The sequence below is a fragment of the Neobacillus thermocopriae genome (assembly GCF_010975035.1).
Taxonomy (GTDB): domain Bacteria; phylum Bacillota; class Bacilli; order Bacillales; family Cytobacillaceae; genus Neobacillus; species Neobacillus thermocopriae.
Genome location: NZ_JAAIUV010000001.1, coordinates 106,898 through 120,476 on the forward strand (window position 1 = coordinate 106,898; position 13,579 = coordinate 120,476).

Below are 13,579 nucleotides of genomic sequence, written 5' to 3' on the forward strand. Positions count from 1 at the left end.
TAAGCAGGTTCTAACCCTAACTTACTGCTTTTTCTTTTTTCGAAAGATGTTTTACAGCTGGCTTCAATTGAAGTTCAAAAAGCGTCACTTTCCCCTTGTTCTCTCGTACCATCCGGCACCACATTTTTACATCCGAACCTTTCATTACAGGACTAGTAAACAATCTCATTTGCGCACATCCTCCAATTTTCTTATTTCAAAAGTGTCAAAAGGTATTGAATCTTGGATTTTCTTCAAGGCAATCTCTGCTTGCTCATAGGTTTCGTAAGTTTCCTCCTGACCGAGGTTATCCATTTGACATGACTGAAACATGATTCTTTTACCGCGAATGACATAAGTCATTTAAAAACCTCCCTCATGACAGGTTTTTCGTTCATTTTCATTGATACCAGTTCCACTAGTACTCCTTTATTAGCCAATTGATTAACTACTTCCATCAGCCGATCGCGATTTAATTTTTTGTTTTTCATCTTTTCCAGTTCATTTAAAGAATTTAGTAATTCGTAACACGCTATTTTAGCATTCCTTATGTCTCCATCCATAAGCCCCTTTTCAACGTTACTAATACTGGTCCAAATGGATCTTTGTTCAGCAACAACCTTACGACAATCTTCTGGTAAATATTCATTCATATTCATTTTTCAAGCCTCCGTGCTTTCAATGTTAATCGCCACTCAGTAAATATTTTTTTCATCGAGAATCCGCATTCTCTGCAAATTACGGCCACTAGGTTAATTAAACTAGCAGCTGCATCTAACGCTTCGAATATGACTCTTTTCATTTCTTCTCGTTCGGTGTCGGTTCTAGTATGTATGGGCTTGACCCAGCAAACTTGAGAAAGTTGTTCAAGTGCTTCATTTGTTTCCCTTTTTACCAGAAAAGCCATGCTTGCTGGGTGTTGATCAACATAATCACCGTTAAGATATGGGATAGCTACTTCACCTGCAGCATCTCCCCAGGATCTAAAATAAAATTCCTCATCATCAATTGTCTGTGCGATGGGTCGGCGCAGATCTTCGGGCAGTCGTCTTGCACCAGTTTCATATTTTGCTATGCTTTCACGAGACACTGGCAATTCTAATGCTAGTTGTTCTTGGGTGAGGCCTTGGCGCTTTCGAGCCATCGCAAGCTCTTCGCCAATTTTCATAGACTATCATTCCTCCTTTTGTACCATCTGATTAATAGAGTTGTTACCTTGATAAGCGATATATTTAATTTAGTGACTAGGTTGTTCCTTTAACCATTCATAGAGGAATTTTTCCGTTTCCCTGGCAGGAAACAACCATTTACGGCCAACTCTATACTTTGGAAAACGTGGATCAAAGAAAAAATGCTCTTTTATAAATGGTTCACTCATGCAAGTCTGCCTACAGAGTTCTTTCATATCCCAAAACACTGTACGATTTGAAATTTCTTCAAGATGTTTCTTGAGTTCTTCTTGAAAATGCTTTTCTATACTTGTTTGATCAACTTGAATGTTTAGCAAAAAATTCACCCCCTATGTTTGTTAATAGCTTTCATTTCGTTGTAACCGAATTACGCTGTTTTGTTTCCAACTACTTTATTCTTAATTTCTAAGAAATATTGATTAAAAAAATAACCAGGATCAACTTCCAAGCCTTTACAAATTTTTTCATACTCATCAATCCCCATAGGAGAATCACCGTTCATTAATCGGTAGAATCTATTAGGATTAATATCTAATTTTTCAGCAACATAATTAAACTTTAAACCTTTGCTTCGTATATAGTTACGAATTCGTTGATGCATTTCCATTCAAATATCACTCCTTCTAAATATTTTTCTTAATTTCTAAGAACTATCTATATACAGAATAATTCTTAATTCATAAGAAGTCAAGTATTTTTTCTAAGTTTCTAAGAAAAAACATTCCTATTTTTTAAGAATATGGTATTTTGTTCTAAAATTATTCTTAATGGAAACGGTGAGATATTTATGTCTACTTTAGGAGAGCGTTTGAAGTTAGCTAGGGAACGAACTGGATTAAAACAGACTCAAGTTAAAGAAAGAACAAATATAAATAATAAGACATTAAGTGGTTATGAAAATAATGTAAGTGAGCCTGATTCAGCAACACTAGGCGTTCTTGCAGAACTTTACGGAGTCTCCTATAGATGGTTAATTACTGGAGAAGGTCCAATGGTGGAAAAGCCGGTAAATAAATTAAGTGATAAAGACGAACGCGACATTGCTAAACGAATGGAAAAAATCAAAGAGGATCTAGCTGCTGACGGAGGTTTAAGTTTTTATGGAGAACCTTTAAGCGAAGAAGCAAAAGAATCATTATTAGAAGCCATGGAATTTGCAGTTAGACAAGCTCAAAAGATAAATAAAAAATACATTCCTAAAAAATATAGAGAAGATCAATAGGAATGTGAGGCGTTTTAATTGAATTGGATTAAACAGCAGGTAAAGAATATTGTACAAACTTACAAAACAAATTGCCCCTTTGAAGTATCCAAATCTAAAAATATACATGTAGTCTTTTGGAACCTACATCATGAAATATGGGGCTTTTATAAATATGAAAGAAGAAACCGTTTTATCTTTATTAATAACAACCTCGAAATTCATCAGCAGCGTTATGTCTGTGCTCACGAACTTGGCCATGCTATTTTACACACAAAAGTAAATACACCTTTCTTAAGAACGAATACTTTATATTCCGTTGATAAGATTGAACGGGAAGCAAATGAATTTGCCGTCAATCTATTACTCTTTGATAAAAATCTATGTGACTACCAAACCAATAACGATATTTTAAGAGAGTTTGGAATCCCTTGTGAAATGGAGCAATTTTTAAAGAAATTTTTTTATTCATAAATTAGGTATATAGACCCAAGATAATACACCTATTGGTAATATTATTTTTTAATATAATGTAATTTTTTTAAAGGAGGTTAGTAGATGGATTCCAGCTAATAAAATACAAAGAATTTGTTTAACTTCAACAACTTGGATATATACATAAGCTGTACCTAATAAATAAAATGAAAATTAGAGGTAATTACATATGAGAATAATTAGATGGATTTTACTTATTCTTGGTTTACTTATTATCCTGGGAACAATCCCCATTACAAAATGGGCATTGTTAGGATTGATTTTATTTATTTTTGGGATTTACCAAAGCAAGCAACTTCGAGCTGGAAAAGCATTTGGGAAAGGTATTCTTTTAAAGCCACGATTGCTAATGATTACAGGTTTTATTTTCAGCTTTACTATGGCTATGATTTTTGTAGAACCTGTTGAGGAATCTGCAAAAAATGCAAAACAGGATGAAAAAATCAAAAGTGAGCAAATAAAAAAAGAAAAACAAGAAGAGCTTGAAAAGAAAAAAACCGAAGAAAAGAAGAAAGAAGAACTAGCAAAGAAAGCTGAAGAAGAAAGAAAAGCAAAAGAACAAGCTGAAAAAGAGGCTCAACTAGCTAAAGAACAAGCCGAAAAGGAAGAACAGGCTAGAAAAGCAGCTGAAGAAAAAGCGAAACAAGAAGCAGCAGCTAGCATGGGGCTAATCGCAGCAACCGTTTCAAGAGTAATTGATGGAGATACATTTGAATTATCAGATGGAAGTAAAGTAAGACTAGTTGGAGTAAATACTCCCGAATCTACTAACAGACATGAACAATATGGAAAAGAAGCAAGTAATTATACAAAAACCAAACTAGAAGGTAAGAATATTTGGCTACAAAAAGATGTCTCAGAAACAGATCGTTATGGTCGTTTATTAAGAATTGTGTGGTTAGCTGTTCCTACAAGTGATTCAGACGAAAATGAAATCCGTTCAAAAATGTTTAATGCTGATTTAGTTATAAACGGATATGCTGAACCATCTACTTACCCACCAGATGTAAAATACAGTGATTATTTCGTTAAGTTTGCTAGGGAAGCAAGAAGTAATAAAACTGGATTATGGGCTTTCGGGGAATATGGTACAACTAAAGGTGATCTTGATCCAAAAGAAACATCAACACCTGCTACTACGTCAAGAAACAGCAGCACAAGTAGCAATAGTTCATCAACATCTTCTTCGTCATCAGCAGCAACTGCACCTAGCTCATCATCAAGTGGTGAAATAGAAATTTTTGCAAATTGCACAGAACTTAGAAAGAAATATCCAAATGGTGTACCTGCAGGTCATCCGGCCTACCAGTCAAAAATGGATAGAGACAAAGATAATTACGCATGTGAAAGATAAAAGAAAATAAGCTAAAACAAAATAATTTGCACGCATTTGCGTGCTTTTATTTTGGTGAAATTAGGTATTATTTTGTTCCAAAACGTGAAATAACATTAGGGAGAGACCAATATGTTGAGCCAGAAAGAAGCAGATAATCTCATTGCCATGTTGAAAGAGTTAAAATCAAAGCAAATGAAAATTCCATTTCCACAACCAACAAAGGAACTACGTCTGGACCTTGAAAGTTCAATGAATAAGAAGGAAAAATTTATTATAGATATCAATAGAAAAGGACAATTCAACCTGTTAAAATGTACTTTTCAAACGAGATACAGGAATTCTATACGTCTACTTAGAATTGATATAGAAGGTCCACCTCATGAAAATCCGGATGGTACTATTGTTGAATGTCCACATATTCATATATACAAAGAAGGATACGAATTAAAATGGGCTTATCCTCTTTCAGAGATTATTCAAACCCAAAATGATGATTTAATAGATATCCTAATTGCGTTTTTAGAGTATAATAAGGTCAAACGTAACGGTCATTTATTTTATATGGAGGGAGGTCTAGTTTGATGCAAATCATAAATGAGCTAAAAAATGCATATTCCAATTGGATTAATGAGCAATTGCAATTCCGTGATTTAAATGGTGCGATTGAAATCACTACTCCATTCCTTGATCGTAATAATGACCGAATTCAATTGTATGTAATCCAAGATGAAACGGGTTTAAAAATCACTGATGACGGTATAACATTAAATGAATTACAAATGTCAGGTATTGATGTATTCGATTCACCCAGGAGAATAGAATTATTAAATTTTATTTTAAATGGATACGGAGTTAAAAGTAACAAAGAAGAATTATTTGTTAATGCAACGAAATCTAATTTTCCGCAGAAAAAGCATTCGCTTATCCAAGCTGTAATGTCCGTTAACGATATGTTCATGACAAGCCGTGAAACGGTAACAGGGATATTTTTAGAAGATGTAAAAGAGTTTTTGGATTCGAAGGACGTTCGTTTTACTCCAAATGTATCGTTCAGTGGAAAAAGTGGGTTGGTTCATCACTTTGATTTTGTTATACCAAAGTTTAAAGATGCACCTGAAAGAGTTTTGAAAACTTTTAATAACCCATCCAAAGAAAAAACAGAAGCCATGTTATTTGCATGGGCAGATACCAAAATGACTAGAGATGAAAATTCAGTACTATACGCATTCTTAAACGACACGGATAGAAAAATTAATGATTCAATATTAAATGCATTACAGGAATACAGTGTAAAGCCAGTACTATGGTCTGAAAGAGAAAAGTACGCAAAAGAATTAGCTGCTTAAAAAATTAGTTCCCCATTAACGGGGATAATTTTTTAATTGTTAAATAGAACATATGTTTGTATAATTTTGCTGAGATGACTGTTTATGAATTACATTCATTCTCCAATCGAGGACTATATTAACGAATTGTACCAACAGCTATCTATCAATGTTCCTAAGGAATTAGTCATTCTAGAAATAGCATTCAAGCCTGGCATTATAAATTAATCCGGAGGTTTATACCATGGCAAATATAGAGACCGGATAGTATCAGTCAATGGTGGAGACGATTTACAAAGAAATATAAATTGAAGCATATACGTTCCAGTCAAAAATGGATAGAGACAAAGATAATTACGCTTGTACGATAAATTTTGTATATGCCCTTTTAGGCAATTCTTCCCAACTAAAAAACGAACATACATTCCTACAAAGGAGGGTTCACTCATGAATAATGAGAAATTAATAATAAAATTAAGTGACGCCATAAAAGCTGGTAAAACCAAAGGAAACATTCTACAAATACCTATATTTGAAACCATTCAAGAAATTGATGGAGAACTGTATGGAATAATTAAGGGTTTTATAGCCCCGCCTCATAGTAAACAAGATGGGAAACCATTAATACACTAAGGAGGACTGAAATATGGCTAGTTTCAGAAAAAGGGGAAACTCATGGCAGTATCGAATTTATTACAAGGATCGTCGTACTGGTGAGAAAAAAGAAAAGGTTGAAAGTGGTTTTAAAACAAAGGCTGAAGCTAAACTAGCAGCAACTGAAATGGAAAGAAAAATTAAAAGAGGGTTTGATCCTGGTTCTGCTGATCAAACATTGGCAGAGTATCTTGACTGGTGGTTTGAAACGTATAAAAAGGGTACAACCAGCTTCGGCACCGAAAAAAATATCCGGTTGCATATTAACATGATAACTGAACGCATAGGGTATATGGAGCTAAAAGAAATTGCACGGCCAAATTATCAGAAATTCATTAATGACCTATCTAAGGACTATTCAAAAAGTACCATTCAACGCATGAATGCAACCATTAGTGAAGCTTTTAAAGAAGCTATGGATTTAGATTTGATGCATAAAAACCCAGCTTCAAGAGTTAGTTACCCAAAAACAATAAAAACTGCAAAAAAACAAAAATTCTTGGAATTAGAAGATTATCTAGAACTCATCCAGCATGCAAAGAACGACTGGTTAGAGCAATATCCTCACTACCTTTATATTACACACTTACTAGTAGCCACTGGAGCTCGTATAGGGGAAATTTGTGCACTAACTTTATCAGACCTTAACATCGATGACAAAACTCTGAATATCGATAAGACGCTTGTGAGGGAGGGTGGTAATTATATAGTAAAACCAACTACAAAAACCGGAGAGAGTGGTGAAAGAATTATTGCACTAGACGATTTCACGATTGATCGACTAAGAGAATGGATCCGTATTCGTTCTGAGTGGGTAATCAAAATAAAAAAAAGGCCGACATTTCTTTTTATCAATCCAATTGGAGAATTGATAAAAATGCCAAATTACGCAGATATGCTCCGGACACTTTGCAAACGTCATAATTTAATGCATGTGACACCTCACATGTTCCGTCATACACATGAAACCATTCTGTGGGAATCCAACATATCGGATATCAATTATATTGGAGCTCGTCTTGGAGATACAGATAAATCAATTTTGTTAAATACCTATGGACACCTGTCTAAGCGTTCCGAACAATTAAACAATGAGAAAGTAAATGCGTTCATGCGAAGCTGGCTAGAGAAAATACAATAAAATAAAAATAAAGGTTTTTCGAGGTATTCGGACAAAAGTCGGACACTTCATCCGTCAATACTCGAAAAAACCTTTATTTATCAACGATTTTACGCCCTCGGCAGGAATCGAACCCACATTTCAAGAACCGGAATCTTGCGTGCTATCCGTTGCACCACGAGGGCAAAATATTAACGACTTACATATTATAATATGATTTCGTAAAATATGCAATAGGCATGTTGGTTTTAAAATGGTGTGATTTGGTTATGCTGATGGATGGAAAGTTGTCGAACAAAAATCAAGGTGAATTGTTTGACCTTTATTGACCATTAGTGTATGATAACAATACATAAGTTTTACATTTCCACTCAAAGGAGGAAAAAAAATGAATTTGATTCCTACAGTCATTGAACAAACCAATCGTGGTGAACGTGCCTATGACATTTATTCCCGCCTGTTAAAAGACCGAATCATTATGCTCGGAAGTGCGATTGATGACCATGTTGCCAACAGCATTGTTGCTCAATTGCTTTTCCTTGAAGCAGAAAACCCTGAAAAAGATATTACTCTTTACATCAATAGCCCAGGTGGTAGCATTACAGCTGGTATGGCTATTTATGATACAATGCAATATATTAAACCAGACGTTTCAACAGTTTGTATCGGAATGGCTGCGTCAATGGGTGCATTCTTGCTCGCTGCTGGGCAAAAAGGAAAGCGCTATGCTCTACCTAACTCTGAAGTCATGATCCATCAGCCACTTGGTGGCGCTCAAGGTCAGGCAACAGAAATTGAGATCGCCGCAAAGCGCATTCTTTTCCTTCGTGAAAAATTAAATGGTATTTTATCCGAGCGTACTGGCCAGCCAATCGAAGTGATTCAAAGAGATACTGACCGCGACAACTTCATGACCGCCGAAAGAGCTAAAGAATACGGCTTAATCGATCATATTGTTACTCGCAATCAAATTGAAAAATAAGATTTCCTTATTTAAAGAAAGCAACCGGATAACCGGTTGCTTTTTATTGTGGCTAAATCAGGAAGTAACAATCTTGTAAGAGCGGATAAGAGAAAGGCCGAAGACTCTGGATAGATTTTGAACAGGAAAACAAAATGCCTAACCATTAAAAAAAGGGTCCATCGCAGGAACCCTTTTTATTAATGTTCTTTTTCAACAAAATCAGTTAATGCTTGAATGGCTTTATCCTCGTCTTCCCCATCAGCAATGATGTTAATGACGACTCCAGAACCTAACGCGAGACTCATCAGGCCCATGATACTTTTGGCATTTACTTTTTTTCCATCCTTTTCAAGAAAAACATCAGCTGAGAATCGGTTGGCTTCCTGGACAAACAGTGCCGCTGGACGAGCTTGAAGGCCAGTTTTCAATTTTACTTCGACTTGTTTTGCCAACATGTAATCATTCCTCCTCTGCCATATGTGTTAATTATATTTTTTTATGGTATCAGTATGATCGGTCCTAAGCATTACTTCAAAGATAGTGATTCTCCTGCACGTAGCTTTTCAGCAATCTCATCAATTTTTCGAAGGCGATGATTAATGCCAGACTTACTAATCGTGCCTCCTGAAACCATTTCACCTAGTTCTTTCAAAGTAACATCTGTATACATTAATCGGAGCTCAGCAATTTCTCTTAATTTGTCCGGTAAAACTTGTAATCCAACTGTTTGTTCAATATAACGGATATTCTCAACCTGTCTGATGGAAGCACCAATCGTTTTATTTAAATTGGCCGTTTCACAGTTAACTAGACGATTAACGGAATTACGCATATCACGAACAATTCGAACATCCTCAAACCGAAGTAACGCATTATGAGCACCAATAATATTTAAAAACTCCGTTATTTTCTCAGCTTCTTTTAAATACGTTATATAGCCTTTTTTCCGTTCAAGTGTTTTACTGTTAAGACCAAATGAATTCATTAATTCACATAAAGAATCATTATGTTCCTTATATAGGGAAGAAATTTCTAGATGATAAGAAGACGTTTCCGGATTATTCACCGATCCCCCAGCCAAAAATGCCCCTCGTAGATAGGAACGCTTACAGCACTTCTTTTTCACAAGCTCAGCAGAAATATCATGGATAAAGGTGAATCCATCCCCCAATATTTTTGTGTCTTCCAAAATTTCTTTTGCCCGTTCGGATAAACGGACAATGTAAACATTATTCTTTTTCAACCGCATTTTTTTACGGACAAGCAATTCAACTTGAACTTGATATCTTTTCTTCAATAATGTATAAATTCTTCTAGCAATCGCCGCATTTTCGGTTTGAATATCGACAACGATTTTACGATTAGAAAAGGAAAGGGAACCATTCATTCGAATAAGCGCTGAAAGTTCAGCACGTTCACAACACGGTTTCACTTCTAAGTTCGTTAATTCCTTTTTCGTTTCAGAAGCGAAAGACATTCCCTTACCCCCTTTCAACAATAACAATCATTTTTCCTAATAAATCATGGCACTTTAACGCTTCGTTTTTTCTTAATAATCCATTTTATTTGTTTTACGCATTATAACGTCTGTTGGTTTCGGTCATTAATAAATTATATAAAATTTTAGCTACTTTTTGTGGGTCATGTCTTAAAGCACCTTTTTCAAGATTGGCGATATCGGCGTGAACTACCTCCAAGCCTAATTCAGTAAGTTTCTCTAAATCGAAGTGAACCGGATGGGCCAGCTCTTCCTTATAGCGAAGCTGAACATCTTCCGGAATCTCCTCTTTATTCACTAGGATAATATTAATAAAATCATCACAACTCATGTGATCATAAATAGCCTTTACATGATCACTAGCCGTAAATCCATGTGTTTCCCCTGCTTGGGTCATAAGATTACAAATATATACTTTTTTGGCTCGTGAACGGCATACTTCATCCCCTAGTTGAGGGACGAGCAGGTTCGGCAACAAGCTGGTATATAGACTTCCTGGTCCAAGAATGATCAAGTCGGCCTTTCGAATAGCTTGAATCGTCTCTGGAAGCGGACGGATATTTTTAGGGGTTAAGAAAACCCTTTTAATTTTTTTCCCGGAATACGGGATTTTCGATTCTCCAGAAACGACGGTACCATCCTCCATTTCCGCATGTAAAACAACGCTTTGATTGGCGGCTGGAAGCACTTTTCCTCGTACATTCAATACCCTGCTCATTTCCTGAATGGCATGAACAAAGTCGCCGGTAATCGAAGTCATGGCGGCTAATATGAGATTGCCGAGCGAATGACCGGAAAGCTCATTGGATGTTTTAAACCGATGCTGGAACATTTCCTCAACAAGTGGTTCCACATCCGAAAGAGCGGCTAACACGTTGCGTATATCGCCAGGTGGAGGGATATCCAGGTCCTCACGGATTTTACCCGAACTGCCGCCATCATCAGCCACTGTTACAATAGCGGTGATATCAACCGGATACTGTTTTAATCCCCTGAGTAAAACCGGTAACCCTGTTCCCCCGCCAATGACGACAATTCTAGGCTGCCCTAATTCTGTCATGTAGTCTTTTCCTTTCTCCTCTCAATGTCACGATGGGAAACAACGGTTCTATAATCTTTTTGGAAATATTGGCCGATGTATTCTGCTAAGGCAACAGATCTGTGCTGCCCGCCGGTACACCCAATTCCGATGACCAGTTGAGCTTTCCCTTCCCGTTTATAATGAGGAAGCATAAAGCTTAAAAGATCTGTTACTTTTTCCAAAAATTTTTGTGTTTCGTTCCACTTTAATACATAACTCGAGACCTCTTCATCCATTCCGGTTTTTGGACGCATGTGCTCGATATAATGCGGATTCGGCAGGAACCGTACATCAAATACCAAATCGGCATCAATAGGGATTCCATGCTTAAATCCAAATGACATGACATTGACGGTAAAGATTAAATGTTTATTCGCCGTAAACTCAGATAATATCTTCTCACGTAATTCCCGCGGTTTCATCTGGGAAGTGTTGTAAATTATTTGTGCTCTCCCTTTTAACTCCTCTAAAAGCTGCCTTTCTTGCTTAATTCCTTCAAGTGGTGCCGCTGTTTTTGCCAACGGATGCGAACGTCTTGTTTCTTTGTATCTTCGCACAAGTGTGGCATCATCCGAATCCAAAAACAGGATTTGCGGTGTTACCCAAGAAGTTTCCGCAAGGTCATCAAGGGCCTTAAAAAGGTGGTCAAAAAATTCCCGCCCCCGAAGGTCCATGACGAGAGCAACTTTATTCATCTTATTCCCCGATTCCTTCATGAGTTCAAGGAATTTTGGCAATAATGTAGGAGGTAAATTGTCGACACAGAAAAAACCTAAATCCTCGAAGCTTTGGATAGCAACTGTTTTTCCAGCTCCAGACATTCCGGTAATAATAACCATTTGAATATCGCTTGTCGAACCGGTACTCATTGATGATTCCTCCTAACTAATCTTTAACTTGGATCTAAACGATAACTAATTAGCTCAAAATCTTTTGTATAAGTAAAAGTACCGTAAATAATGCCTTTACCATGAATCATGTAATCAATAATATGATAATCACCTGCGGCCATCGGCAGATCTTTTATATCATCAAAGGAATGCCAAGCAAGTTTGCCCTCTTCTGATTCATCGAGATCCAAACCATCCGAATCAGTAGCAACAAAGGTGAACATCATCCACTCAGAAAGAAGCTGGTCCCCTTCCTTCATAATCATGGTGAAAATCCCTTTTAATTGTGGATTTTTTAAGTATACTCCTGTTTCCTCACGGAATTCTCTAATACATGAATCTCGTACCGACTCACCGGGTTCCATCTTTCCTCCTGGCGCAACCCACCAGCCCCGGCGCGGCTTCTTAAGCATCAATACTTTATTATCTTTAATCAACACACAATTGGTGACCCGCTGCAAAGTACTCACCCTCTTGCTAAATATACTAATATAACTACTAATCCATTCTTCTCATTATACTATTTTTATACCACACCCACAATGAATACAAATTTGATAATTCTGTTAACTTTATGGATGGTAGGCATCTTATTTAATAAATTTCCAAACCAACCTATCTACGCTATTTTAGACAATAGAATAATTTTGTCCACAGACGGTTGAACACCTTTAAAAGGACAAAAAAAAGCACAGGCTGCTGATCCTGTGCGGGAAAAGGTATATATTTCTAAAAGGGGGTCAATTAGCTTTAATCATACCGCATTTTTATTTCATCATTGTTACATTTGAGTTAAAACCGCTTTACTTTTTTACATGATTGAAGCGTCCTATTTTTAGGACGCTTTTTTTGGACATTATTGCACTTGTTTTAATTTTTCTTTCAGTTCTTCTACATAGTGCTGAGCGCTTTGAGCAGCGATACTACCGTCCCCTGTTGCTGTGACAATTTGGCGGAGCATTTTTTCACGAATATCTCCTGCAGCAAAAATGCCCGGAACTTTCGTTTCCATTCGATCATTCGTTTCAATATAACCGTTTTCGTTTGTAATCCCAAGTTTTTCGAAAGGCTTAGATAATGGTACCATGCCGATATAAATAAATACCCCATCAGCTGGCAACTCCTGTTCTTTGCCATCTACCGTCGATACAAGCGTCACACTGCCGACTTTCCCATCCTTTTCATTAATGGACTTCACGGTATGGTTCCATATAAAATCGACTTTCTCATTAGCGAACGCACGATCTTGCAAAATCTTTTGCGCTCTTAGTTCGTCACGGCGATGAACAATTGTTACCTTTGAAGCAAAGCGAGTTAAATACACACCCTCTTCCACAGCCGAGTCTCCTCCACCGATGACAAATAGCTCTTTCCCTTTAAAGAAAGCCCCATCACAAACGGCACAATAAGAAACTCCGCGTCCACTAAGTTCTTGTTCTCCTGGGACGCCAAGCTTTTTATATTCTGCACCGGCAGCAATTATCACGGAGTAAGTCTTGTACTGCTTTGAACCAGCTACAACGACTTTATAATCACCATGGTCAATAATTTCTTTAATATCTCCATAGGCATATTCAGCACCAAATTTTTTCGCATGTTCAAACATTTTCGTAGATAATTCAGGTCCTAAAATACTTTCAAAACCCGGATAGTTTTCTATATCCTCTGTATTAGCCATTTGTCCACCAGGCATTCCACGCTCAATCATCAATGTGGATAGGTTGGCCCTTGACGTATATACAGCTGCTGTCATTCCTGCAGGACCAGCACCGACAATAATGACATCATAAATTTTTTCTTCCGTCATTTGGATCACTCCTAAAAAAAATACGATTAAGTATAGCAT

20 protein-coding genes and 1 tRNA gene are annotated in these 13,579 nt (G+C 36.7%); 8 read left to right on the top strand and 13 right to left on the bottom strand.

Annotated elements, in window-relative coordinates; genetic code table 11:
- Positions 1-16: 16 nt before the first annotated feature.
- From G4Z05_RS00600 to G4Z05_RS00625, 6 genes are all read right to left on the bottom strand, one after another.
- Positions 17-169: a hypothetical protein gene (locus G4Z05_RS00600; protein WP_163249944.1), complete on the bottom strand. Its 153-nt coding sequence runs from the start codon at positions 167-169 to the stop codon at positions 17-19.
- A complete protein-coding gene (locus tag G4Z05_RS00605; protein WP_163249945.1) occupies positions 166-342 on the bottom strand; it encodes a hypothetical protein in 177 nt (58 codons plus the stop codon). The genes G4Z05_RS00600 and G4Z05_RS00605 overlap by 4 nt, the downstream gene beginning before the upstream one ends.
- A complete protein-coding gene (locus G4Z05_RS00610; protein WP_163249947.1) occupies positions 339-638 on the bottom strand; it encodes a hypothetical protein in 300 nt (99 codons plus the stop codon). Before G4Z05_RS00610 ends, G4Z05_RS00605 begins: the two co-directional genes overlap by 4 nt.
- Positions 635-1,147 carry a helix-turn-helix domain-containing protein gene (locus tag G4Z05_RS00615; RefSeq protein ID WP_163249949.1) on the bottom strand — a complete coding sequence of 171 codons (513 nt, stop codon included), beginning with the start codon at positions 1,145-1,147 and terminating at the stop codon, positions 635-637. The genes G4Z05_RS00610 and G4Z05_RS00615 overlap by 4 nt, the downstream gene beginning before the upstream one ends.
- A 69-nt stretch (positions 1,148-1,216) precedes the next feature.
- Positions 1,217-1,495, bottom strand: a complete 279-nt coding sequence (locus G4Z05_RS00620; protein WP_338036733.1) for a group-specific protein — start codon at positions 1,493-1,495, stop codon at positions 1,217-1,219.
- Positions 1,496-1,536: 41 nt separating this feature from the next.
- Positions 1,537-1,776 carry a helix-turn-helix domain-containing protein gene (locus tag G4Z05_RS00625; protein ID WP_163249953.1) on the bottom strand — a complete coding sequence of 80 codons (240 nt, stop codon included), beginning with the start codon at positions 1,774-1,776 and terminating at the stop codon, positions 1,537-1,539.
- Positions 1,777-1,956: 180 nt separating this feature from the next.
- Between G4Z05_RS00625 and G4Z05_RS00630 the strand changes: the two genes are divergently transcribed.
- The 7 genes from G4Z05_RS00630 (at position 1,957) to G4Z05_RS00660 (ending at position 7,321) form a co-directional block, all read left to right on the top strand.
- The gene (locus G4Z05_RS00630) at positions 1,957-2,391 is read left to right on the top strand and encodes a helix-turn-helix domain-containing protein (protein ID WP_163249954.1); all 435 of its coding nucleotides are present in this window, start codon (positions 1,957-1,959) and stop codon (positions 2,389-2,391) included.
- Between the two features lie 18 nt (positions 2,392-2,409).
- Positions 2,410-2,844, top strand: coding sequence for an ImmA/IrrE family metallo-endopeptidase (locus tag G4Z05_RS00635; RefSeq protein ID WP_205597383.1), 435 nt, complete (start codon positions 2,410-2,412; stop codon positions 2,842-2,844).
- 277 nt (positions 2,845-3,121) lie between these two features.
- Positions 3,122-4,219 (top strand): thermonuclease family protein, encoded by a 1,098-nt coding sequence (locus G4Z05_RS00640; protein ID WP_240465279.1) that lies wholly within the window; start codon positions 3,122-3,124, stop codon positions 4,217-4,219.
- Positions 4,220-4,330: 111 nt separating this feature from the next.
- Positions 4,331-4,783, top strand: coding sequence for a DUF6978 family protein (locus tag G4Z05_RS00645; protein WP_163249956.1), 453 nt, complete (start codon positions 4,331-4,333; stop codon positions 4,781-4,783).
- The gene (locus tag G4Z05_RS00650) at positions 4,783-5,547 is read left to right on the top strand and encodes a DUF1829 domain-containing protein (protein ID WP_163249957.1); all 765 of its coding nucleotides are present in this window, start codon (positions 4,783-4,785) and stop codon (positions 5,545-5,547) included. Before G4Z05_RS00645 ends, G4Z05_RS00650 begins: the two co-directional genes overlap by 1 nt.
- Positions 5,548-5,973: 426 nt before the next feature.
- Complete coding sequence (locus tag G4Z05_RS00655) at positions 5,974-6,159, top strand: hypothetical protein (RefSeq protein ID WP_163249958.1); 186 nt, start codon at positions 5,974-5,976, stop codon at positions 6,157-6,159.
- Positions 6,160-6,172: 13 nt separating this feature from the next.
- Positions 6,173-7,321 (top strand): site-specific integrase, encoded by a 1,149-nt coding sequence (locus G4Z05_RS00660; protein ID WP_163249959.1) that lies wholly within the window; start codon positions 6,173-6,175, stop codon positions 7,319-7,321.
- A 92-nt stretch (positions 7,322-7,413) separates the two neighbouring features.
- On the opposite strand, the gene G4Z05_RS00665 is transcribed toward G4Z05_RS00660, so the two are convergent.
- Positions 7,414-7,485, bottom strand: a tRNA-Arg gene (locus G4Z05_RS00665).
- A gap of 203 nt (positions 7,486-7,688) precedes the next feature.
- On the opposite strand from G4Z05_RS00665, the gene clpP reads away from it, so the two are divergent.
- The gene (gene clpP, locus G4Z05_RS00670) at positions 7,689-8,282 is read left to right on the top strand and encodes an ATP-dependent Clp endopeptidase proteolytic subunit ClpP (RefSeq protein WP_038537295.1); all 594 of its coding nucleotides are present in this window, start codon (positions 7,689-7,691) and stop codon (positions 8,280-8,282) included.
- A 179-nt stretch (positions 8,283-8,461) separates the two neighbouring features.
- On the opposite strand, the gene G4Z05_RS00675 is transcribed toward clpP, so the two are convergent.
- From G4Z05_RS00675 to trxB, 6 genes are all read right to left on the bottom strand, one after another.
- The gene (locus tag G4Z05_RS00675; RefSeq protein WP_163183450.1) at positions 8,462-8,719 is read right to left on the bottom strand and encodes an HPr family phosphocarrier protein; all 258 of its coding nucleotides are present in this window, start codon (positions 8,717-8,719) and stop codon (positions 8,462-8,464) included.
- A 71-nt stretch (positions 8,720-8,790) separates the two neighbouring features.
- Positions 8,791-9,741, bottom strand: coding sequence for a DNA-binding protein WhiA (gene whiA / locus G4Z05_RS00680; protein WP_163249960.1), 951 nt, complete (start codon positions 9,739-9,741; stop codon positions 8,791-8,793).
- 94 nt (positions 9,742-9,835) lie between these two features.
- Positions 9,836-10,822 (bottom strand): gluconeogenesis factor YvcK family protein, encoded by a 987-nt coding sequence (locus G4Z05_RS00685; protein WP_163249962.1) that lies wholly within the window; start codon positions 10,820-10,822, stop codon positions 9,836-9,838.
- The gene (rapZ, locus tag G4Z05_RS00690) at positions 10,819-11,712 is read right to left on the bottom strand and encodes an RNase adapter RapZ (protein WP_163249964.1); all 894 of its coding nucleotides are present in this window, start codon (positions 11,710-11,712) and stop codon (positions 10,819-10,821) included. The genes G4Z05_RS00685 and rapZ overlap by 4 nt, the downstream gene beginning before the upstream one ends.
- A 23-nt stretch (positions 11,713-11,735) precedes the next feature.
- Positions 11,736-12,194 (bottom strand): NUDIX hydrolase, encoded by a 459-nt coding sequence (locus G4Z05_RS00695; RefSeq protein WP_163250121.1) that lies wholly within the window; start codon positions 12,192-12,194, stop codon positions 11,736-11,738.
- Positions 12,195-12,589: 395 nt separating this feature from the next.
- Entirely contained in the window at positions 12,590-13,540 is a 951-nt protein-coding gene (gene trxB, locus G4Z05_RS00700; RefSeq protein ID WP_038537306.1) for a thioredoxin-disulfide reductase, read from the bottom strand.
- Between the last annotated feature and the right edge of the window lie 39 nt (positions 13,541-13,579).

Bases quoted from the DNA above. Each gene is read 5' to 3' on its own strand.
- G4Z05_RS00600 (WP_163249944.1), bottom strand. From the start codon at position 169: ATGAGATTGTTTACTAGTCCTGTAATGAAAGGTTCGGATGTAAAAATG.
- G4Z05_RS00605 (WP_163249945.1), bottom strand. From the start codon at position 342: ATGACTTATGTCATTCGCGGTAAAAGAATCATGTTTCAGTCATGTCAA.
- G4Z05_RS00610 (WP_163249947.1), bottom strand. From the start codon at position 638: ATGAATATGAATGAATATTTACCAGAAGATTGTCGTAAGGTTGTTGCT.
- G4Z05_RS00615 (WP_163249949.1), bottom strand. From the start codon at position 1,147: ATGAAAATTGGCGAAGAGCTTGCGATGGCTCGAAAGCGCCAAGGCCTC.
- G4Z05_RS00625 (WP_163249953.1), bottom strand. From the start codon at position 1,776: ATGGAAATGCATCAACGAATTCGTAACTATATACGAAGCAAAGGTTTA.
- G4Z05_RS00630 (WP_163249954.1), top strand. From the start codon at position 1,957: ATGTCTACTTTAGGAGAGCGTTTGAAGTTAGCTAGGGAACGAACTGGA.
- G4Z05_RS00645 (WP_163249956.1), top strand. From the start codon at position 4,331: ATGTTGAGCCAGAAAGAAGCAGATAATCTCATTGCCATGTTGAAAGAG.
- G4Z05_RS00650 (WP_163249957.1), top strand. From the start codon at position 4,783: ATGCAAATCATAAATGAGCTAAAAAATGCATATTCCAATTGGATTAAT.
- G4Z05_RS00655 (WP_163249958.1), top strand. From the start codon at position 5,974: ATGAATAATGAGAAATTAATAATAAAATTAAGTGACGCCATAAAAGCT.
- G4Z05_RS00660 (WP_163249959.1), top strand. From the start codon at position 6,173: ATGGCTAGTTTCAGAAAAAGGGGAAACTCATGGCAGTATCGAATTTAT.
- clpP (WP_038537295.1), top strand. From the start codon at position 7,689: ATGAATTTGATTCCTACAGTCATTGAACAAACCAATCGTGGTGAACGT.
- G4Z05_RS00675 (WP_163183450.1), bottom strand. From the start codon at position 8,719: ATGTTGGCAAAACAAGTCGAAGTAAAATTGAAAACTGGCCTTCAAGCT.
- whiA (WP_163249960.1), bottom strand. From the start codon at position 9,741: ATGTCTTTCGCTTCTGAAACGAAAAAGGAATTAACGAACTTAGAAGTG.
- G4Z05_RS00685 (WP_163249962.1), bottom strand. From the start codon at position 10,822: ATGACAGAATTAGGGCAGCCTAGAATTGTCGTCATTGGCGGGGGAACA.
- rapZ (WP_163249964.1), bottom strand. From the start codon at position 11,712: ATGAGTACCGGTTCGACAAGCGATATTCAAATGGTTATTATTACCGGA.
- trxB (WP_038537306.1), bottom strand. From the start codon at position 13,540: ATGACGGAAGAAAAAATTTATGATGTCATTATTGTCGGTGCTGGTCCT.